Genomic DNA, 22775 nt, shown 5'->3' on the forward strand with positions numbered 1-22775 from the left:
CTGTTACCCCTAATCCCCACTCCCTCCGGTCGTGGGGGCCCCGAGTTCCCCTGCTCCCCTGCTCCCCATCTCCCTTGTGCCACTTCTTCAAATATCCTGAAATCTGGAGCATTTCCTGGGGCTGATGTATATACTCGAAGTCTAAGACTAGGCAGACGCGAGTATGATAGTAGATTGGCTAGTTGTTTGGGGTGTCACTCAAGCTGTCGGGTTTGCTTTTAAGCCGATTTTCGAGGACTTAGCAAAAGACGCGGCTAAAGACTGGGCTAAAGATTTATTAAAAGGTATTCCCAAAAATATCTTACAGCGCCTCAAAAAAGAAGATATTGAAATTGCTGCTGGCAAAGCACTCAAGGAATTTTTGCAACTAATGCAGCAGGAATTAGAAGACGCAGACTTAGAAGAAGCGGAACTAAAGCAATACACTCAACCCTTAAAGAAATTTATTAATAACAAATCTCTGACAGAGATTTTAGGTCGTCCTTTTCAAGCAGACTGTCAGTCTCTAGACTCTAAAGTATTGGCAAATGCTTGGTATGAGATGAATTTAGTGATTCTACCTCATGGATTTGACTGGGAAAGACTCACCAAGCGCTATCTGAAAAAAGTTAAATCAATTATTAGAGAATCAGATGATTTACGTTCTATCTTAGATTCACAAAATTTAGAAGAAGTGAAGAATACCTTGCAACAAATCGCTGGGGTTACTACAGATTTTGATTTGCGAGGATATCAAGAAGGATTGCGCGAACGATATGGCAATCTAAAATTAGATAGTTTAGATACTACTGGTTATGCCTATAACGAATTGAAGTTATGGCGATTGTTTATTGCTTTGAATGTGCGGGAAGTTCACCAAGTTTTGCCACAAGTACACGAACTTCCGAAAGAACATCTCAGGCGATTACGAGAAAGTCAGCAATTAGAGGAAGAAATTGCACTCGAAGAATTAGAAGGCTATAAGCGAATTTATTTTGAACAACCGATACATTCTGTACTGGATATTATTAGCGATCGCCAGACATATAAATATATAGTAATTTTGGGAGATCCGGGTTCGGGAAAGTCTACCTTATTGCAATTTCTCGCACTCAACTGGGCAGAAACACCTCTGAATAATATTATTTCTCAGCCCATTCCTTTATTAATTGAGTTACGCACTTATATTCGTAGGCTAGAAAATAATGAGTGTCATAATTTTCTAGAATTTTTCCATCAATGTAGTGGTACTGTTCATCATCTCAATCAAAATATCCTCCATGAACATTTAAAAGCTGGTAATGTTTTAGTAATGTTTGATGGTTTAGATGAAGTATTTGAAATCGGCAAGCGAGAAGATATCATCACCGATATTCATCGCTTCACAAATGAATATCCTAACGTGCGGGTGATTGTGACTTCGCGTGTGATTGGTTACAAACCGCAGCGGTTACGAGATGCTGAGTTTCGGCACTTCATGCTACAAGATTTAGACTCAGAACAAATTCAAGATTTTATCAACCGCTGGCATGAGTTAGCCTTTCATGATCCAGTGGATAAATTGCGAAAAAAAGAGCGATTGCAAAGAGCAATTGACACTTCAAAAGCAATTGTAGAACTAGCAGGTAATCCTCTTTTATTAACGATGATGGCAATTCTCAATCGTAATCAAGAACTGCCAAGAGACAGAGCGACACTTTATGAACAAGCATCACGAGTACTGCTGCATCAATGGGATGTGGAACGCGCCTTAGTCGAAGATGCTCGACTCGATCCAAAAACTATTGATTATAAAGATAAGCAAGCAATGTTGCGTCAAGTTGCCTATCATATGCAAACCAGTGAAAAAGGTTTGGCAGGTAATTTAATCAGTGTAGGCGATTTAGAAAATATTTTGATTCGCTACCTAAAAAATATCGAATTTGAGCAGCCGACAAAAGTTGCCAGGGTGATGATTAATCAACTGCGGACTCGCAACTTTATGTTATGTTTTTTGGGTGCAGATTACTATGCATTTGTGCATCGGACTTTTTTAGAATATTTCTGCGCTTGGGAATTTGTCTGGCAGTTTAAAGAAACACAAACGCTGTCAATTAAGGAACTCAATCAAGAAGTTTTTGGTAAACATTGGCAAGATGAAACTTGGCATGAGGTATTACGTTTAATTACAGGAATGATTGAGCCAAGATTTGTCTGTGAAATTCTAGATTACTTGATGGCTCAAAATGGTGAAGCAGGAAAATTCATTAACCTATTTCTAGCAGCCAAGTGTCTTGCAGAAGTGCGAAATCGCTTATTAGTTGCGTTAACAGCAACTAAATTACTATACAAAATCAAAGATTTAACTAAATATGACCTTGGTTACTATTACCAACCTTATCGAGATGAAGAAGAAACTAAGCTAGTACAGGAAATTCGTACTAAAGCTGTTGCATCTATAGCTATAACTTGGAAAGATGACCCTGATACTCTTCCTTGGTTGAAACAACTAGCTACGGCTGATGATTATGAGTATATTCGCCGTGCAGCTTTGCAAGAATTAGCCAGAGGTTTCAAAGATGATCCTGATACTCTCCCTTGGCTGAAACAATGCGCTACTACTGATGATGATGCAACTGTGCGACAAGCAGCTGTGCAAGAATTAGCTAGGGCGTTCAAAGATGATGCTGATACTTTCCATATCTTAAAACAAGCTGGCACTGTTGATGATAATGAGTATGTGCGACAAGCAGCTGTGCAAGAATTAGCTAGGGCGTTCAAAGATGAACTAGATACCCTAACTTGGCTAAAAGAACACACCAATGCTGATAAATCTGGGACGGTACGACAAGTAGCAGTACAAGAATTAGCTAGAGGATTTAGAGATCATCCAGATATTCTTCCTTGGCTGAAAAAATGCGTTTCTGCTGATGATTGGACTGTGCGACAAGTAGCATTACAAGAATTAGCTAGAGGCTTCAAAGATGATCCTGATACTCTGCTGATCCTTAAACAACGTGTAACTGCTGATGATAATGAATATGTGCGACAAGCAGCAGTACAAGAATTAGCCAGAGGCTTCAAAGACGATGCTGATACTTTTTTCATGCTCAAACAACGTGCTACTGCTGATCAAGATTCAAATGTACGACAAGCAGCAGTACAAGAATTAGCGCGGGTATTTAAAGAAGAAGCAGATACCTTACTTTGGCTAAAAGAACGCGCCAATGCAGATAATGATAGATATGTGCGACAAACAGCAGTACAAGAATTAGCCAGAGGGTTTAAAGATGACCCTGATATCCTTCCCATTTTAAAACAACGAGCGATCGCGGATCAATATTCAGATGTGCGACGTGCAGCAGTGCAAGAATTAGCTAGAGGATTCAAAGATAACTTTGACACTCTTGTTATTCTCAAACAACGTGCGATCGCTGATGATAATGAGTATGTGCGACGTGCTGCATTACAAGAATTAGCGCGTGGGTTCAAAGATGACCCTGATACCCTCTCCATCCTCAAAAAACATGCTGCATCTGATAAATCTGGAACTGTGCGACAAGCAGCATTACAAGAATTAGCGCGTGGATTCAAAGATGATTATGATACCCTCCTAATCCTGAAAAAACGCGTTGCATCTGATAAATCTTCAGATGTCAGGCATACTGCATTGCAAGAATTAGCTAGAGGGTTTAAAGATGAACCTGGAATGTTTGAAGTATTCTATAACTGTGCTATCAATGACCCGTTTGTGCGTGAGTATAACTTTCAAGACAACCCGCGAAAAGTAGCACTTGAGGCAATTATTGAACAACATCTTCAGCATCCCCAGACTTTACCACTATTGCACGACAGAGCAGAAAATGACTCAGATGAACAAGTACGCGAGTTTGCTAATAAGAAGTTAGCAGAGTTTGGTAGGGGATGAGGGGGATGGGGAGCAGGGGAGCAGGGGAGCAGGGGAGATGGGGGATAAAAACAAATGACAACTGACAACTAACAACTGACAACTGACAACTAACAACTGACAACTGACAACTGACAACTAACTACCCAATTCTCAGCCCCATGATCATCAAGTCTCGTTCAACACCGTCGAGTTCTGCAACTTGCGGTAAATGTCCCCAGGTTTGAAAACCAAAGCTTTCAAAGAGCTTTAAACTAGGATGATTATGGGCAAAAATAAAGCAAACTAGGGTTTTTATACCCAAACGAGGACTTTCTTGAATTGCTTGCGTTAGGAGTTGTCGTCCCAAACTACGCCGATGAAAAGCTGGGGCAATGTAAATACTAATTTCGGCGGTTGTACTATAGGCTGGCCGCCCATAAAATGATTGAAAACTCAGCCATCCAGCAATTTCTGCCTCTACTTCAATTACCCAAAGTGGCCGTTGTGAGGGCGATCGCCCTTGAAACCATGCGCGGCGACTTTCTACAGACACTGGTTCTAAATCAGCCGTTGCCATGCGACTTGGAACAGCAGCATTGTAAATTGCCACAATTGTAGGCAAGTCAGTTTCGGTTGCGTGGCGGATAGTCATCACTGCCGTTTAGGAGAGAAGTTAAAAATATTCAAAAATAATACAGCGTTTACGTTAGTAATTCTAGGCTCCCACTGCAATTACAGCGGTTTGCTTTTAAGTGAGGTACAAAACGCAGGACTCAAAATAATATATGAAAAGTTTTTACCTCCTGCCTCTTGCCTCCCATTGGAGTACAAGATTTAATTTCTACAACTTCATCACAAGATTATAGAAAAGTTGACTATTATTTCGTAGCCATAATTACAAAATATCTTTGAGTTTTAGTTACAAATGTTCCTTCCTCTTGTCTACAGCTAAAGGTAGAGGGTAATTCTATAAGTTTTATTTAGTATCAAGATAGATATGAATATTTATGGTTGAGTTTTTATGTCTCATAATATTGTTAAGTCCAATGATATTTCTAGAGAAAATATAGAGGATACTCCAAGGAATACACCTATAGAAATAGGATTTTCTTTATTTCTCGGACAATTGAGAACAGGTATTTGGCTATTAGGTATTCCTTCTTGGCTTTTTGGCATCACCGATAGGAGTATGTCTGCATTTGCTGATGGATATTTATCTACCATAGAAGTTTTTCAGCTGTTTACAGCTTCCTTCTTTTTTCTAAGTTGGCTATATTTGAAACCAGATAATAGTTTAGATGCTAGCTCAAATCAAGGATGTCTCTGTCCAACTCAAGCAAATAATTATGAGTTGAAAAAGCGACATATGATCAGCCAAGAGTATATTTTACCTTTTCCTTATCTTTGTCAAATCTACCACTTATTGAATTTAAAACACTTAGAAACAGTTCATAGTTTTAGTTTGAGTAACTTAAAAATTTTGCATGTCAGTCATTTTCAACCAACAAGTATTGGTGGTATAATCAAATTCCAAACAATTTTAGATTCTCCAGTCAATCCTCTGAGAATTTGGAGACAACCAATTGTAGAAGTAGATTTAATACTACATAATCCTTATACTGTAGAACTAAGTATTCCAGTCTACGATAACAAAAGAATAATTGTTATATTTAATGCCTTACCCTTAACTGAGAATGAGCATCAATTCTTTATCGAGATTTACAGTGACCTAGATTGGCCTAAACCATTACTGCAAATCTTGTTACATTTTGCTTCTTGTTTAACGCTGTTTGAAGATTGGCCTTATCTACGTAATTTAGCTGAAATAAATATAGAGCGTTTATTCAAATTAAATAAGTTTTCAAATCACGCAAGTATGTTACTATTTCATCGATTTGTTGAGTTATATGGTACAGGCATAGAAACGACTAAATTAATTGAGGGAAGTGATGATTAGTGAGGAAGTTTTCGGAGCAGGGGAACTCGGGGCCCCCACGACCGAAGGGGAGTGGGGATTAGGGGCACAGGGGAGATGAGGAGCAGAGGAGATGGGGAGCTGGGGAGATGGGGACAAAGAGAATAGTTCCTAACTCTCAACTCTTAGTTTTTAACTCTTAATTCCTAACTCTTAACTCCTAACTCCCAACTCCTAATTTATTTACGCGCGTGCTAATAAGGGTGCAGCAGCTAGTAAGGTTTTAGTGTAAGGATGCTGAGGATTGGCAAAAATCTGTTTTGTAGGGCCTAGTTCTACAATTTGTCCTCCATTCATTACAGCAATACGATCGCACAAAAATCTCGCTAACCAAAGGTCATGAGTGATGAATAAATAGGTTAATTCAAACTCTTCTTTTAACTGCAACATTAAATCTAATACTTGTGACTGCACGCTAGCGTCTAACATACTCACGGGTTCATCGCAGATTAGCAGTTTAGGATGAGTAATTAAAGCACGAGCGATCGCAACTCTCTGCTGCTGTCCGCCAGATAAATCTGATGGATAACGCTCATAATAAATTTCTGGCGGTGTTAATCCCACTTTCTCAAGCATCCACAAAACTTGTTGTTTTGCTTTGGCTGAATCAGCCATATGATGAATCAATAAAGGATCAGCTATACTTTGTCCCACTGTCATGGCTGGATTCAAGCAAGCATGGGGGTCTTGAAACACCATTTGCATTTGTCGCCGTTCAGCACGAATTTCTTGAGGCGACAGGGTAGTTAAATCTTTTCCTAAAAACTCGACTTTGCCAGCAGTGGGACGTATCAGTTGTAATATTGTCCGTGACAATGTACTTTTACCACAGCCTGATTCGCCGACTAATCCCAGAATTTCCCCCGGATACAGATCCAGGTTAATACCATCCACTGCTTTAATTGTCTGACTTTGCCCTTTAAACAGTCTTTCAATAAAGTTCGGTTCTATGGTGTAATGCTGCTTTAGTTCTGTGACACGCAGGATTGGGGATTGGGAATTAGGAATTGGGGAGGAACTATCTCCAGTCGCTAGTCCCCAGTCACCAGTCCCCAATCCCTCAGCCTCATCTACTGTTTGAATGTGCAATGCAGCTTGTAAAAGCGATCGCGTGTATTCGTGCTGGGGTTGCTTAAATACGGATTCTGTCAAACCCATTTCTACTATTTTGCCGTTGTACATCACGCCAATGCGATCGCAATATTCTGCTACCATTGCCAAATCGTGAGAAATCAGCAACAGTCCCATATTTTCTTCAGCGCACAGTCGAGTTAATTCTTGTAAAATCTGGGCGGAGACGGTGACATCTAAGCTGGTGGTGGGTTCATCTGCGACAATTAACTTGGGGCTTAGAAGTAAAGCTAAAGCGATCGCTACTCTTTGACGCATCCCACCGCTAAACTCGTGAGGATACTGATTCCAACGACTAGCAGGAATCTTGACTTTATCCAAAGTTGCAAGTGCTTTTTGTTTTGCTTCCCGCGCTGATAATTCTGGTAAATGCGCCTGTAAAGTTTCAATACAGTGATTACCAATGGTCATCAACGGATCGAGGCGTGTCATCGGGTCTTGAAAAATCAGCGCCACCGCCTCTCCGCGAAATTTCCGCAACTCAGATGGCGTTAAGTCAAACACCGATTGTCCCTGAAATGTTACTCGTCCCTCAACTTGGCTAGAGGCTGGTAGCAAGCGCATTGCAGCGCGTCCTATAGTTGATTTACCACAACCAGATTCTCCTACCAATCCCATTCTTTCACCAGCTTGCAACGTGAAAGATACATCATCAACTGCCCATCTCAACTCTTCTCCACCAGGTCGAGGATAAGCAACTCGCAGATTTTCGATACAAAGTAAGGCTTCACTCATAGTTTAGTTGTCAGCCCTGAGCTACCAGCTTCTATAATTTCTCCAGATTAACTCTAGTCAGTGATTTTAGATTTAACAACCCCCAGTTCACTATGCATGGGGGTTTCAGCATCAGGAATTATTAGCGATCGCCTGCACAAACTCATTAAACAGCAGCGGTGGCTTTGCTTTTTGACATTTTGCTCAATGTCCGTCAGTAGACCAGTGGGGGCGATCGCCAATCAACTTAATTACACCATAAGAGCGACCAACCTGCCATAATGTAGAATTTTCATAACTTGTTCGCGGCTCACCAATACTAATTGTAGTTCCACTAGCATTTTTGATATTTAAAGTTCCTGACCAAGTGATTTCCCAATCAATTGCTAATCCTTTGGTGTGACGAGAGGTGAGAGCAGGTTGATAAGCAATATCATAAGCAGACACCATTTCTTTGGCAGCCTGAATTGAGGCTATCTTCGTATAATGTACCCAATTAATATCTACATTGGGCATAGGTGGAACGTCTTGAGGTTCTATTTCATTGCTATTAATTAGTTGGAAAGCGTAGTGCATTAAATAAGCTCGTTCTGGTGGACGGAATCCCGATGCAATACTGATAGTAGCTCCAGCATTTCGTAAGGCTTTCTCAAAGGCTTGTACTTTCTGACGAAAGGGAGAAGCTAAATCTTCAATTGAGTCACTGTCTGGAAAAAAGTTAATCCAATTTTTACCACTCAGGCGTTCTCTTAATTTTTTGGCATATTTGGTTAAGCTGTCTAAAGCTAACTCCAAATCACTACCCAGTTTTGTTTTTGTTGCATCAGAAAGCTGTTGAGCTAACTCGGCTGTAAAACGAACATCTCTTTTTTTGTAAGTTTCGGCTAATCCTCTTGTACTAATGATGCCAAAATCTCCATCAACTACTAAGGGGGGATTTAAAGTAGCGATCGCAGTTAAACTTTTTTGTAGGTCTTTGACTTCAGCCTCTCCCAAATTCAGATAGGCTAACAATTTATTTGTAGCCTTGGTATAGAAAGCAAAATAAATAGCAAATCCTTGTTCTAATGCTTTTTTATAAGTAGCATTATCTACAATTCCCGTTGGCGTTAATTTGTTTTTAGTCTGATATTCACGGGTTGCATTATTCGTAATATTCCCAAAATCTCCATCCACCGCAGCAATAGGAAAGTCATGATCTAAAAGAAATTGTTGCCAAGCGGTGACAGTTAGTCCTTGGGAACCTTTTTTCAGGGTAGGAAGTTGTAAAGCTTCGGGTTTAAAGCTCATAGTTTTAATCTCTTGAGACAATATTCACAGTATAATTTTTCATTTTTAGTATAATTTTTCCAATTAATGTAATATACGAGGGTGCGTTGTCCTATTGTGATAACGTACCCTACAAAAGCTGGTTACAATATCGTAAATCAAGTTTTGTGACTTGAAAATCAAGTTTCTGACTCGTAAATCGAGTTTTTTCAGTCCTAAACCTCTAAATACTAACAAATTCCAGCACCAGGCGACTGGAAGTCGCCGCCATTTGCTTCAACGGGGAGAATCCCCGCAGCGCGGCCAAAAGGGGTTCCCCGACTTTAAGTATGTGGTGTGCGATTTCGCTCTCGCTAGGACTAGGTGCTTTGTATTACTAGGGGCGATCGCATTGCAATCAAACTTTTTGGCTAAAAGCTTGCGATATTTGTAAACTTTGACATTTTATGTATGGGTGTAGTCAAATAAATTATCGAGCAATATGAGTCACCGTATTTGATTTCAACTCAATTAGGATTGCTATATGCTAATTCTTCTCAGCTACTCGCAGAATCACCTGGAATTATTCACGAGTTGGGATGTTGATACGGTACTGAAAAGGATTGATGGTTCTCATCAGGTATGGTTACGCTGCATTCATTTCCGCGATCGCACTGGAACAGCCAGAATTGTCAACCACTTTGGACTCAATCCATCTCGTGTTGATATGATTTTTAATCATTCCCCTACAGGAATTGATGAAGACATGGAAGATTGTTTATTTGATAGCTATGAAATACTAACTCATCAAATAAAAAATCGAGAGTTTCAGGTGGCGCATGGCAGTATTATAGTGGGAACTAATTTTATTATTACATTTGAAATCACTGAAGTCAAAGTCTTAAGTATATTAAGCAATAATATTCAAAAGCGAACTATAGATATTCAAGAGTCAGGAGTTGATTATCTTTTATATCTGATTTTTAAAAATATTTTGAATAATTATCATAGTGTCTTTGACTATATTTCTAGACAACTTGATGATTTAGAAGATGAAGTTTTAGCAAATGCTGGTGATGAAACAACGTACAAAAAAATTGCCACGATGAGGCAATCTACGCGTTCTGGGCGGCGTAATTTTCAAAGTATCAAGTCACTTTTAGCTATTATAAATTATGAAGATTTCCAATGGATTACTCAGCCAGTCAAAGCATTATTCAATCAAGAATTGGCTCATCAAGTTGATAATCTCTGGCAAGAATATCAAGCGCTGAGAGGCTGGATGTCAGAATTAATGGAAATTCAACGCGATAATATTGCAAGCAAAACCAGTGAACGAATTAATCGCCTAACTATCCTCTCGACTATATTTTTACCGCTTACTTTTATTACTGGCTTCTATGGAATGAACTTTAAATATATGCCAGAATTAGAGCAACCTTTGGCTTATCCTATTGTCATCAGCGTCATCATATTAATTGTAATTACTAGTATTGCCTATGCTAGACAACAACGTTGGTTATAGGGAATTGGGAATTGGGAATTGGGAATGGGGAATGGGGAATGGGTAATTGGTAATTGGTAATTGGTAATTGGTAATTGGTAATTGGGTATGGGAAAAATTGTTTTTTGTCCCCCTATCTTCTCATCCCCCCATCTCCCCATCCCCTCATCTCCCCATGTTTTCAAAAGCGATAGCCAACGCTGAAGTAAAAGCCATCATCTTGGGCATTTGTGCCTCGGTCATCTAAATCTATCAAAGGTAGGGCATAATCTAGCCTGACATTGAGACGTGGTATTGGCTCGAATAAAACTCCCATTCCTAAACCGGCTAAAAACTTTTGTCTTTGTAAACTATTGGGGTTATCATCTACATTCCAAACGTATGCTAAATCAAAAAATGGGGCAAATTGTAACATGGAATTTCCTGCTGGGTTACGTTGCACTGTGATGCGGTCTTCCAGAGAAAATCGCACGCCGTTGTCAGCAGCGCGGACATTTTGCCGATAACCACGCACTGACTGACCACCACCAACTACAAATTGCTGGGAGGGTAACAAAGCATTCGGTGTAAGTTGTATCTCTGCTTGAGCAATTAATAAATTACCTTCACTTAAGCGTTGCACTCGCTGGACTTGTGCTAACCAACTGAAAAATCTACCATCAGGAACAGGGTCAGAGTTGATGGTAGCATCAAATACATCAATACCAAAACTGAAAAGCGATCGCAATGCCCAAGCGCCTTGAACATCTCGACTCACATAGTCTTGTCCAAACTTAATGACGCGAGTACGGCTGTTACCTTCAGCATCGGGGCCAAAACCAAAGGGTGTCGGCCCTGCAAAGGTAAAGGTTTGACCATTCTGCACAGCAAAACCTAGAGACAAAGCAAATTCTTCACGAGGCGATCGCAGCAGTGGTTGTCTATAATTAATTTCATATAACTGAGATTCGCCACTAATATCTAAGGTTTTAAAAGGTTCTTGAATCACTTCAACATTATTAATTGAAGTCCGCAGTTGTAAAGTACCATTCATGGCATTCAAAGGTACTCGATAACTGAAATCATAAATATTAGAACCTCCTTGTGCTGTGCGATAATAAGATGCAGCAATTTCATCACCTATACCTGTAAGATTGCCATAACTAGCGCTGACACCTAATCTTTCAGAACCAACGCTTGGTGGTGAATAATTGTCAATAGATAATGTGCCATTAAAAGGATTAGCCTCTGTGACACGCACAACTAAAATACTTTGACCAAGACCAGTGCCAGGACGTAAACTAGCTTCTACATTGGTGAATAAAGGGTCACTCCGCAATAATTTTAATTGGTCTTCTAAATTGGCAGTCAAAAGCGGCTTACTTGCACCCAATAAAATGCGCGATCGCACATAATTAGGATTGAGACGTTTTGTACCTTGGATTTCTATTTTTTCCAAGCTTCCTTCAATTACTCGAATTTCTACAACACCATTATTAATTTTTTGGTCTACTAAAATCGCCCTTGAAGTGATATAACCTTTATTTAAGTAAAGTTGCGTTATAGCGTCGGCAATTTGAGTTAATTCTGCTAAAGTTACAGAACGACCTTCGACTGATTTAGTAATATTATTTAATATCTTTGAAGAAAAAATACTGCTACCTGTCACCTGAATTTTTTCTACTCGGATACTTTCAGAAGTTGGTGTAGGCGAAGTTTCTGGAGTTGGGGTAGGTTGTAAGGGTTTTTCTTCTGGTGATAGAGGTGCTGGGGTTACTTCACGTTGGGGAAAACGGTCTTGGTTTCTATCACCTTTTGGATTTGGTGCTTGTGCTATTGCTGGGTAAGTTAAAAGTAAAAAAGTAAAAAACAAGAATTTAGAGATAAATTTAAGCAATTTTCTATTCTTTATAGAATTTAGCATCGTCAATGATTATTCCTTCTTTCTTGGCGTCCTTGGCGTCCTTGGCAGTTCGTTTATTAAAATAGTGCATCTTAATGTAGAAACGGGATATATTCATTATTTTTAACTAGAAAAACGAACCACAAAGAACACAAAGAACATAAAGTAAAGAGTTTTTGTGTAAGTCCTGCTAAATACTCAGCACTCAGCACTTCTTACTTCGCTTCACCAATTAAAGAAAATGCTCCCCAATCTTTAGGATTTGGGTATTGCTTCATAGTTGTTAACATGGCATTGCGTAAGGCTTGCGCTTTATTAGGATTCTGCTTTAATTGGCGATAAAATTCAGTAGTAATAGCCGCGCTAGGAGTATCAGGTGCAGCCCATTGGGAAAAAATAATACTGGGGACACCAGCAGTAATTAATGCCAGCGATAAACCAAGCACACCCTCGCCAGTGCTGATATTATCTGTTTCACCTGCACTCAGAAAAACTAGCCCAGCGCGTAAACGTTTACCTTTGGGTTGAGTGTATAAATTGATAATTTCACTGGCGGTGAGTAAACCATTGCTATCACCAGTATTTGCAAGTGCGATCGCTCCTGGTATTCCTTGTCTTTTGACATTATCTAAAATACCATAAGTTGCCAAATGAATTGTTTTTGCTTTGGGTAATAAAGGTAAAATATTTGCTTTAGTTGCCTGGTTACCTATGAATGCTGTAGTTTTAAGGAAATCGGCAATTTCTAAAGCTTCTTGTTCAGCATTGATTAATGGTGGTAAAGGTTGAGATTTATCATCAATTTTAGGCATTGTTGGATTACCTACCACAACAACTTTACTACCACCTGTATTGTTACGTCTATCTTTGGTTAACTGGAGGATTTGAATTGCTGGTATCGTTGTAATTGTGTGTTTTTCAATCAAATATTTGCCAGAAATATCAATTAAAGCTGGAAAAGGAACAAACCATAATTCATCTTGGGGAATGAAAATTACCTGTTCTGTAGGATTTTTTGGTAATAAGTCGGCAATTGGTTTAATTAGTAGTTGATTAAGTTGTAATAATGGGTTAACATTATTTTTGGATATTGTTACCTGACTTGGCAAAACTAGAGAAGTAGGTATACTGGCAATAACTTCTTTGATAGAAGTAATGGGAGAAATTGTATTTTCTGAGTTGGGGTTAATTTTGCGAAAAGTGACTTTACCTGTGGGTTGAATTACCCATATATAAATCCCTTCATCTGGAATCAGAGTATATTTAACTAAAGTAGCTTTTTGCTGTTTAGCGATTGTTTGTATTTGGTTAATTGTTGGTGGTACAATTTGCTTAGGAGCAAGTTTTAAATTAGTGCCTGCTGATTCAGAAGCTAAACGCATTCCTAATAATTTTAAAAATGCCATTGTGCTAGCTGCTTCAGTTATTTCTAAAGCTGCTTCTGGTTGCTTTTGGGCAATGAGTACTTGTTGTAGTAAGCTATATGTATAAGCTTGTTCAGCAGCATAATCTTGTGTACTACCAAGATTTAAGCGTAGAGATTGCCAAGCTTTGATACTTTGTGTGAGGTTGTTTTGAGCATCGGTAAGCTTGCCAGATTTCAGGAAAACAAACGCTAAATTATTGTAAGCTATTCCCTGTGAAAAAATATCCTTAGCAGCTTTGGCAGATGTTAATTGTTCTTGATACAGTGCTAATGCTTTGTCATACTGTCCTGCAAAAGCATAAGCACGTCCTAGCTGTTTAATTAAATCAGGTTTATTAACAGAATTTTGAGACTTTTGTGTTAATTCTAGCTGTTGTTGGTAGCAAGCGATCGCTTGATTAAAATCTCCTTGCAATTCATAAGTTTTCGCTAACTGTTGCAAAGTCAGATTAGCTAAAGATTTATCGCCTGACTGGTTAGCTAATTCTAATTGTTGCTGATAAACAGCTATGGCTTGGGGATATTGCTTTAATTGTCTATAAGCTGCGGCAATATTTTGTAAAGAATAATTTTGTAAATTGCGATTATTGGTTTCCTTGGCAATTGCTAGCTGTTGGGAGTGGAAAGAAATCGCCTGTTGATATTCGCCTAGCATTTCATGTTCCAAACCCACATTACTCAAAAAAGCTGCTTCTTTGTCAGGATTCCCAATTTCTCGCCTTAATGCTGTTGCACGTTCTTGCAGTTTTTTGGCTAACTTTTCATCACCAAGATTGAAGTAAGTATTGCTGAGACGTTCTAAAATTTTTACTACACTTGGTTGATTGTCTAACTCCTGCATTAAGGTTAAACTTTGTTGATAAAAATAAATTGCCTTTTTGTATTGTCCGAGTGTGAAATGAGTTTCGCCTAATTGTAGCAAAGCATTGGCTTCGCCAGTGCGATCGCCTATTTGTTGATAAAGCCTGATTGACTCTTGCAGTGATGTTAAAGCGGCTGCAAGTTGTCCGTTAGTTAGTTGTGTATTACCTAATTTTAAAAGGTAGTCAGCACGGTATTGTATGGCTGGTAAAGTTTGGTTTAATGTTGGTGCGGATAGGGAAGGGGAAAGGGAAAAGGGAAAAGGGAAAATTAAGCTGTAAGTTAATATAATCGCTAGATATAGTAATCTTTTCTTTAACGAACCGCCAAGGACGCCAAGGACGCCAAGGAAGAGAAGAGAGGATTTTATAGATATATTATGATTGCTATAGAAGTTGGAAAGGGTTGCAGTCCAAGGTAAAAGATGAGGTTTGAAGTTTTTATTTTTTTGATTAGGCATAATTAAAGTTACAGAAAAATAGCAGTTCTTGATTATGTGTAATTCCCTCTTAATTCTTCTTGGCGTCTTGGCGTCTTGGTGAAGCAGTCGCAGTCTTGGCGCTTTGTGTCGATTGCGTTAGCGAAGTGTTAGCGACGCAGGAGCGTCACTGCTGAACCCGAAGGGCGGTTTAATCAAATCCTGGCGGTAATTCTAAAGGCGAGAGTTGATCTGGTTGGGAAGGTTGAGGTGAACCAAAACTGGGGGAAGAAGACGGTGAAGCTGAACCCCCATTGTTAGGAGTTTGTGCAGGTTGTGCTGGTGTAGGAATTACAGGTATTTGAGGTTTAGCTTCTTCTAATTTTGGTAGCTGGTTTGTCTGGCTGGTTGCAAAAGAAGGTGGAATAAAAGTTTCAATAGTCACTGAACGATTAATTTTTTCGCCAGTACTATTAGTGACTTGTAATGTAATTGTTTCGCTGCTGGGTTGTTGACTAATGGGATAAGCTATAGTCCCCATACGGGCAACTGTTCCAGGGGCGGGAAGCAATTCTACTATAATATTGCTGGTGCCTTCTACTTTCCAAGATATGTTGATAAATTTGTTAGCTTTATCTTGAGTAAGGGGAATTGAATATTTGGCGGGTGGGTTAGCACCATTAATTTTAAACTCGACAATTTTACTCGGTAAAGGTTGAACTTTAATCACATCTGTTTTTTGAGATGCGCTTGGTTTATCTGTATCGGTTTTAGATATGACTTGCAGTTCAAAAATATAGTCTTTTGCCTCACGATTATTTGCAGGCACATTGCGACATGTTAATTGATTTTGCTGTTGTTGACAAAAAGATTTGAGTTCCTTGGGAATGTCTTGACTAAAGTTATATTGCTGTAGTGGACTAATAATTAATCCTTCAGGCGATCGCCCGATAATTCGCAATTCTTTAATTGTGTCAAAATTATTGATTTTCCAGTTCAAGCGAATTTGATCGGGTCTGATTTGATTCTGCTTTTGTAAATTGATTGGTGTTTCTTGATAAATCGGTTTTGCAGAGGCAAACTCTAAAATTGCAGGTGGAGGAACAGGAGCAATTTTAATCATGTTTGTCTTCACAACATCCGCTGTCACATTGGGATTATCGTTAGTAAATGCTTGTAATTCAAATACATAATCGCCAGGTTTACGCGCATCTGTAGGTACATTTGCACAAGTTAACACCTGGCCCAACTGACAAAATTGTTGCAGTTCATCTGGTACTTTGCCGTTGAAATTATAAATAACTGGTTGTACTGCTGCGCTACCATCGGCAAACAAACCACTGAGGGCTAATCTTTGCAAGATTTTAGGGTTACGGATTTCCCAACTCAAGCGAATATTTTCATGATTAGCTTGTTGATATAAAGTATCTGAAGAATTAAATTGCAGAATTTTAGGTGGTGCAGGAGGTCGTAATAGCCACCATACCAAAAATGCGATCGCTACTAAAGTCCCTAACCCTGTGAGTAACACCAACAAAAACTGCCACCAAGGACGCGGTTCCCAAATTAAAGTCCCTGGTAGGGAAGCATAAGGTAAAGGCAATTGCTGCCGATCTTCTAGTTCAATGCGAAAATTGAGTAATTGTCCCGCCCCAAATATGGGACGACGCCACCATTTTAGCGGTGTCACCGTTACTTGTGAACTGATCTTTTCCCCAGGCAACACACGCAACAGCGATGGCGAAATTGTATAACTACACAATTCATCTTCATCAGCAGGAATTGCTTGACAAGCGATTTCCCGCACAGTGTTACCCGCATTCATCAATTTGACTTCAAACACCCCATACTTGCGTTTCACCCTACCAACAATGATTTGCATTTCTGCATTCAGCAAGTAAGAAGGCAGAATTTCCAAATACACCACATCCAACAATACCAAATCGGGATTATTGGCAGAGTACAACCGGATAGTTGGATAATATAAACCAGCAGTCACACCCAACGGCGGATTAAACTGAAGTAAAATTTCTCCCTGTTCCCCAGGATTAAGATTTAACCCCATATTGGGTATCACCAGTCCCGCCGTCTGCAAACCTTCCGGGTAGCGGATACTAAACCATCTTTCATCAAAATCCAGACAATTGAGGCGAAAACGGTCTACTCGGTCAGAACGGTTGTGGACAATGACATTAACTTGTAGAATACCTCCAGGGAGAATTGCAGCAGGCGATCGCGAACTCGTTGGTGGTAAAACTGTAAAAGTCGGGTCACTCACCCTCACAACAGTTTCAATGGCAGGTAAAACTTGAATTCGCGCCCCATGACGAATGGGAGTATCTTCAGGATAATGCAGAGGTGCATCAATAATTATCGAGTAATTATAAGTACTAGGAATTGCCGTGATAGGCACATCAAACTCAAATAAAACCTCACTAATAGAATTAGACCCCAACGCCAACCGTTGACGCGGTGCATTGCACCATTGAATCATTAAAGACGATAATTCATCAACAAAAACATCAATTAACGCACTTTCTGCACCCTTATTAGTCACCGTCACATAAATTTCAAACTTAGAACCAGCCTGTACAGCATAATCACCAGAAGGATTAAAAATCACAGCCAGAGGATTACCAGGTGCTAGAGTTTGTTGAATAGTCTGTTGTTGAATACCACGTTTAGCCGCCAGCCGGACTCGGTATTGAACCTCACCAGAAGTTAAAACTTCCTCAATAAAACCTTCCTCAACCAACTCATCCAACAAAGCCAAAGTAGCTTGTTGATTCAAATCAATATGAAAAGCCGCCTCATTTAAAGTTACACCTTCAGGCGATCGCTTCATCATCCACTGTACAATTTTGCGTTGTTGAGGTGGCAGCATCAGCACCTCTGCCATAGACAAACCAGCTTTTAAACCTGTTATTCTTGCATCAGTGGCAGTCATACATATCACCCCATAAAAAAACAAAAAATCTCAACCCTAAATACTTCTTAAAACTCTCTCTTCTCTCTTCTCTTGGCGTCCTTGGCGTCTTGGCGGTTCGTTTAAAAATAATCTTCACAACACAAATATCACAGACATAACAAAACCCTTACTTCTTACAATAAGAATTAGTATCTAAATCTTGAATATCTAACATCACCTCTGTATTATCATTACCACTAATAATCAAAACTTTATCCTTCACAACCTTGACATCAACACTATTAAATCTTTGCAAAGCAGAACGTACCACTATCCCATTAGTAACCGCACGCTTACCCTCCTTAGTCAAAGGCCATAACATCACTCGATTATCATCACCACCACTCACCAAATAACAGCCATTATCACTAATAGCAACCGACCGTACCGCCTTTCCACCATGACCATCAGACCAATGATCAATATCTTGACACTTAGCTTTTTTATTATTTAGACATAATTCCATATCCCACAAACTAATCTGCCCCTGATTATCAGATGTCGCTAACAAATTTGGTTTATATACAGCACTACTCAAACTAACAATATAATCATTTTGGCTTCCTGGGGGATTGTATGGTAATTTCCACAATTTATTTTGCTTGAAATTCCAAACTTCTAAATTGTTATATCTTCCCCCAATCACTAAATTATCCCGCTCATCGCCAACCAGCGCTAGACCATAAACAGAAAAATTCACACTTTGACTATTGACTTTAGCAATACTTGGGTCATTTCCTAAAAGAGTATTATTAACATTCCATTGCACAACCTGACCACTACCATGTCCACTAAATAAATAACGCGAATCTTGGCTAAACTCCAAAGCTAAAACGCGGTCTGCTTTTGCCTCTATAAAAGTAGCTATCGGCTTTTTAGTGCCACTAAGTACACTCCAAAGTTGGATTTCTCCATTTTCCAAACCTGCTGCCACAATATTATTATCTACAGGTTTATAGCGGACAACACGTACAGATTTACCGATATCTTTTGCGATTTTGCCATCTTGCTGATTAATCAATGGATTCGTAAAACCTGCAAGATTCCACCTGATTATACTTTGGTCTTGCGAGCCACTAACAGCGCGATCGCCTACTCCATTAAATTGCACAGAAGTCACAGAACGGTGATGTCCAAATAATGGATTAGCAGGATTTAACCATGATACTGCCCAAAGTATATATAATAGTAAAATCCCTAATAGTAACTGTAGCCAAGGATGAAGAACAGGATGAATAGTTAGTTGTAAAAATTGATTTTCATTATTAATATTTAATCTTTTATCTGATGCCAACGCCTTAACTCTAAATGAAAATTTTTGTGCGACACCAAACCATCGCCGCCGCCTACTTACCAACAATTGCAAATCCTTTGTTTCACCTGGTTGAATATCAATTGTTTCTGGCTGAACATCCAAAAAACATTTCGGCTGTTCTTCTTCACCTTTTCTCACTTCAACATGCATCTGCTGATTTAAATTACTAGCATTCTTAAATTCAAGTTGATAAATAGCAGAATTAGTCCACCATTGGGGTAGCCAAGGACGAGATGCAGGTATATACTGCTTTTCTGGAATACATTGAAAATCAATTAATCCCCCAGGTAATACTTTGATTATCCCTTCTGGACTGCGGGACGGCATACCATTGAGGTGAGTAGCTTCAATGGTGAAAGGATATGCTTTGCTAGGAACTGATTCCGCAATTGGTAATTGACATAAAAAAGATGTTTCCGCCTTAGCACCCGCAGCAACTTGTATTAGTCGTTCACTACCATCTAGTAGCCATTGTGGTTCTGTACCACACAATTTGAGTGTGACAGTCGTAGGCTTTTGACTAGTATTAAATACTTCAACTGGAATTTCAATTAAAGTTTCAGGTTGAGCCGAAAATTCTCGCAGAGGTAACTCAACTTTTATTGGTATAGAATCAATTCCTTCTTCCACTACTAAACGTAGCAGTTGTCTGTCCTCGTCACGTAGTTCTAGTGAGAAAATGCGGACGATGAGATTCATTTTGCCAATAAAACCTGCAACTGGTGTATCGGTAATAGTTACATAAAATTTTGTAATATCTCCAGGCGGATTTTTAGCACTAACAGCAGGGAAAATATTGTACCAATTAGAACCCAGACTTGAACTGCCGCCTGCGGCAATAATTTCTAATTGAAAAGAAGCAAATTGATTACTTTCGTTAATAACAGTCACTTCAAAAGATGCTGGTGAACCACCTGGTTTAAAGTGAAGAACTTTTGTAGAAATACTTGTATTGACGAGGTTAACTGCCATAAGTTAAATAGGGAGTGGGGAGTAGGGAGTAGGGAATTGGGAATTGGGAATTGCGAATTATTTCTTTCTCATCTCCCCACCTCCCTTTCAATTTACAGTTGTTCTAGTTTGTTAAAGACATTTTTCAAAGCGTCTGGTTTGTTTGGTGTTGGTAGAATTGTCTGTTGCTGTAACTGAGTCATTTGTCGTCTAGCCCAGGCAAAATGTAAGATGTTAATTCCTAACTCTTGTGCAGTGCGAATTGTCTCTCGTGGTAGCGAAAGTTGATCATCTAATCCCCAAGAAGCTGATAAATCACCAATAACTAAAACAATGCCGCCTGCAATTAATATTTGAATTGGCTTTTGATTTAATATAGGTAGGGCAGCGAACAAAAATGGTTGTGTCCGCATTGGATAATTACGGTCTAGTCTTCGTAAATCTTCTAAAGGTGTGCCTAATTTTTCTGTGATATCCATGATGCTTTCAAGACGGTTGATAGCATCGGTGGGCGATTCTACAAGTAAAACTCCGCCAGCATCTAAATAACTTTTGAGGTCTGTTAATTCTTGTATACTAAAAAGCAATGGTTGCTGACCTGTGATAAATAACAAGTCATAGTTAAGGGCTGTAGTCACATCTTGTAAGGGAAAAGCTAGGCGATCAATTCGCTCGTTTCCTTGCAAAGTGTGGGTAAGATTGGCAGTAGATTTAATTAGGTGAGAGAGATTAGCAAAACTATTTGGATCTTCTAATTGAGAGGTTTCTAAATGAGCAACGCGCACAATGTTAATAGGACGCGATCGCGCTATTTTTCTATAACGAAAGTCTAAACTATTCAAACCAGGAAAAAAGACATCTTGAGGATTTTCTAAACTTACTAATCCCGGTTGCAACAAAATCCGGCACAATTCCAACTCTAAATCATCTGGTGGAATTGTCTTTTCATAAATACGAAAACTTTCTGGCTCAAATTCTTGTACTTGTTTGCGTTGTAATTTCTCCGGGTCTACATAACTGATCACTATATAAATAAGGCGGGGTTTTTCCTCGGTGATATCAGCTGCTAAGTGAAAATCTATCGGTTGGGAAACTACAATTGGATTGCCAATTAAATCAATTGCTATCCCTGGTTGAATCTGCAACCATCGCCCATCATTATATTGCGAAGGTATATCTGGCGGTGTCGGAATTAAACTTACACCCAAACCATGAACAATTCCAGGTTGATTCAGCGACTGATAATGAATATTTTGCCGCTGACGATGGTAATCATGCGATCGCTTCCAACGTTCAGCATTAATCAATAAACCATCTTCAATTTGCAATCTCTCTAAAGGCTGAATTTGTGGTGGAGGGTACATAGTTTGGGGAATGGGGAAAGGGGAATGGGGAAAGGGGAATTGGAATTATAAATAACTAATGACAAATGACAAATAACCACTGACCACTGACAACTAACAACTGACAACTAACTCCTAACTCCTAACTCCTAACTCCTAACTCTTCTACATAAAGTTCATAGGTGCAGAAAGCTGGTTTTTCTTGGTCGATGATGTGACGTACTAGTTGTTCGTCTACTTGATTTGGGCGATCGCAACGCAGGCGCACGATAAAATGATACGGTCGCCCGCCGCCTAGCATGGCGTCTTCACCTAAGCGTGTGTTGCCTAAAACTAAGCCCTGACCACGGATTTCTTCTATACAAATGTGTTTATCTTTTTCAGCAATTATATGGTCATCTAAAGGTAAGTCTGTATAAAGATGTATGTACAAGCGCAAACCCCGCCTTGTACCGCGCCAGCGGTAAAGTTCAACAGCGGAACGAATTAAAAAACGTTGGCGTTCTAAAGTCCAGCGGCGGTCTATTGGCCAAGCTACCCAATGGGCGAGAAAAGGTAACATGGCTTGGGGTGCAGTCATGGGGTCTAAGTAAGCCCAAAGTACATCTAATGTCTGGACTGCGGGTTCAAAAGCTTGCTCAAAAATCTTTAAGAAGCGACCAATAAAGTCTACTTCTCGATAAAGGGCAGGTACAAAATTTAAATATAAACTGCGGGGACGAACATACAAATTTACGCCTGCGGTTTCAACTAATTGTCTGCCGGTATCCTCCTCTGTATAGTAAACATAAATCAAGCTGTGATAATCCAGCACCAAAGATTGTCCTGGTTCCAAAGGTGCTTGATTTTCAAAGAAATCTGCTGGTACTTGGAAATACAATACTGCATCCATGCGCGATCGCGGTGCCAGGTCATAGCCTTCCATACCAATGCGACACCATTCGGAGGGAAAGTTACCCTCGATTCGCACGTTTAGACGCAGGTTGCGACTACCGATGTTTTCTAGCTGCAACACTATTTCACTCGGTTCTTGGGGATGAATCAGCACATCACAACCAGCGCGTACTGAGTCTTGAATACTAAGCGCTGTTTGCCGAAAATCACTTACACCTTTACCTACCGCTGATGGCTGCATCGCGTCGGATAATTGCATTGCTGTAAGTTGCAGGTGCAGGATTTGACTAGTCATAAA

12 protein-coding genes are annotated in these 22775 nt (G+C 39.5%); 3 read left to right on the forward strand and 9 right to left on the reverse strand.

Annotation, left to right across the window (positions count from 1 at the left end; genetic code table 11):
• Positions 1 to 163: 163 nt before the first annotated feature.
• Positions 164 to 3886: a HEAT repeat domain-containing protein gene (locus I8748_RS01610; protein ID WP_198122938.1), complete on the forward strand. Its 3723-nt coding sequence runs from the start codon at positions 164 to 166 to the stop codon at positions 3884 to 3886.
• A gap of 121 nt (positions 3887 to 4007) precedes the next feature.
• On the opposite strand, the gene I8748_RS01615 is transcribed toward I8748_RS01610, so the two are convergent.
• Positions 4008 to 4499 (reverse strand): GNAT family N-acetyltransferase, encoded by a 492-nt coding sequence (locus I8748_RS01615; protein WP_198122939.1) that lies wholly within the window; start codon positions 4497 to 4499, stop codon positions 4008 to 4010.
• Between the two features lie 369 nt (positions 4500 to 4868).
• Here I8748_RS01615 and I8748_RS01620 point away from each other — a divergent pair, with 369 nt between their 5' ends.
• Positions 4869 to 5804 (forward strand): hypothetical protein, encoded by a 936-nt coding sequence (locus I8748_RS01620; RefSeq protein ID WP_198122940.1) that lies wholly within the window; start codon positions 4869 to 4871, stop codon positions 5802 to 5804.
• Between the two features lie 201 nt (positions 5805 to 6005).
• On the opposite strand, the gene I8748_RS01625 is transcribed toward I8748_RS01620, so the two are convergent.
• Together I8748_RS01625 and I8748_RS01630 are read right to left on the reverse strand one after the other, a co-directional pair.
• Complete coding sequence (locus I8748_RS01625) at positions 6006 to 7688, reverse strand: dipeptide ABC transporter ATP-binding protein (protein WP_198122941.1); 1683 nt, start codon at positions 7686 to 7688, stop codon at positions 6006 to 6008.
• A gap of 183 nt (positions 7689 to 7871) precedes the next feature.
• On the reverse strand, positions 7872 to 8957 hold the full coding sequence (locus tag I8748_RS01630) for a peptidoglycan-binding domain-containing protein (protein WP_198122942.1): 1086 nt from the start codon (positions 8955 to 8957) through the stop codon (positions 7872 to 7874).
• A 502-nt stretch (positions 8958 to 9459) separates the two neighbouring features.
• Between I8748_RS01630 and I8748_RS01635 the strand changes: the two genes are divergently transcribed.
• Positions 9460 to 10440, forward strand: coding sequence for a magnesium transporter CorA family protein (locus I8748_RS01635; RefSeq protein WP_198122943.1), 981 nt, complete (start codon positions 9460 to 9462; stop codon positions 10438 to 10440).
• A 160-nt stretch (positions 10441 to 10600) separates the two neighbouring features.
• Here the strand turns inward: I8748_RS01635 and I8748_RS01640 are convergent, their stop codons facing one another.
• The 6 genes from I8748_RS01640 to I8748_RS01665 all read right to left on the reverse strand — a co-directional run bounded on the left by I8748_RS01640 (position 10601) and on the right by I8748_RS01665 (position 22772).
• Positions 10601 to 12322, reverse strand: a complete 1722-nt coding sequence (locus tag I8748_RS01640) for a ShlB/FhaC/HecB family hemolysin secretion/activation protein (protein WP_198122944.1) — start codon at positions 12320 to 12322, stop codon at positions 10601 to 10603.
• Between the two features lie 194 nt (positions 12323 to 12516).
• Entirely contained in the window at positions 12517 to 15048 is a 2532-nt protein-coding gene (locus tag I8748_RS01645; protein ID WP_198122945.1) for a CHAT domain-containing protein, read from the reverse strand.
• Between the two features lie 169 nt (positions 15049 to 15217).
• Positions 15218 to 17953 (reverse strand): COG1470 family protein, encoded by a 2736-nt coding sequence (locus I8748_RS01650; protein ID WP_198122946.1) that lies wholly within the window; start codon positions 17951 to 17953, stop codon positions 15218 to 15220.
• A 148-nt stretch (positions 17954 to 18101) separates the two neighbouring features.
• Positions 18102 to 20261, reverse strand: a complete 2160-nt coding sequence (locus I8748_RS01655; RefSeq protein ID WP_198122947.1) for a WD40 repeat domain-containing protein — start codon at positions 20259 to 20261, stop codon at positions 18102 to 18104.
• 92 nt (positions 20262 to 20353) lie between these two features.
• Entirely contained in the window at positions 20354 to 21604 is a 1251-nt protein-coding gene (locus I8748_RS01660) for a DUF4159 domain-containing protein (RefSeq protein WP_198122948.1), read from the reverse strand.
• Between the two features lie 121 nt (positions 21605 to 21725).
• A complete protein-coding gene (locus I8748_RS01665) occupies positions 21726 to 22772 on the reverse strand; it encodes a phage tail protein (protein WP_198122949.1) in 1047 nt (348 codons plus the stop codon).
• Positions 22773 to 22775: the final 3 nt, after the last annotated feature.

This window comes from Amazonocrinis nigriterrae CENA67 (genome assembly GCF_016056305.1).
GTDB classification, from domain to species: Bacteria; Cyanobacteriota; Cyanobacteriia; order Cyanobacteriales; family Nostocaceae; genus Amazonocrinis; species Amazonocrinis nigriterrae.

Coding starts and splice junctions, on each gene's coding strand:
- I8748_RS01615 (WP_198122939.1), bottom strand. CDS start 4,499: ATGACTATCCGCCACGCAACCGAAACTGACTTGCCTACAATTGTGGCA.
- I8748_RS01635 (WP_198122943.1), top strand. CDS start 9,460: ATGCTAATTCTTCTCAGCTACTCGCAGAATCACCTGGAATTATTCACG.
- I8748_RS01640 (WP_198122944.1), bottom strand. CDS start 12,322: ATGCTAAATTCTATAAAGAATAGAAAATTGCTTAAATTTATCTCTAAA.
- I8748_RS01660 (WP_198122948.1), bottom strand. CDS start 21,604: ATGTACCCTCCACCACAAATTCAGCCTTTAGAGAGATTGCAAATTGAA.
- I8748_RS01650 (WP_198122946.1), bottom strand. CDS start 17,953: ATGACTGCCACTGATGCAAGAATAACAGGTTTAAAAGCTGGTTTGTCT.
- I8748_RS01655 (WP_198122947.1), bottom strand. CDS start 20,261: ATGGCAGTTAACCTCGTCAATACAAGTATTTCTACAAAAGTTCTTCAC.
- I8748_RS01620 (WP_198122940.1), top strand. CDS start 4,869: ATGTCTCATAATATTGTTAAGTCCAATGATATTTCTAGAGAAAATATA.
- I8748_RS01610 (WP_198122938.1), top strand. CDS start 164: ATGATAGTAGATTGGCTAGTTGTTTGGGGTGTCACTCAAGCTGTCGGG.
- I8748_RS01625 (WP_198122941.1), bottom strand. CDS start 7,688: ATGAGTGAAGCCTTACTTTGTATCGAAAATCTGCGAGTTGCTTATCCT.
- I8748_RS01630 (WP_198122942.1), bottom strand. CDS start 8,957: ATGAGCTTTAAACCCGAAGCTTTACAACTTCCTACCCTGAAAAAAGGT.
- I8748_RS01665 (WP_198122949.1), bottom strand. CDS start 22,772: ATGACTAGTCAAATCCTGCACCTGCAACTTACAGCAATGCAATTATCC.
- I8748_RS01645 (WP_198122945.1), bottom strand. CDS start 15,048: ATGCCTAATCAAAAAAATAAAAACTTCAAACCTCATCTTTTACCTTGG.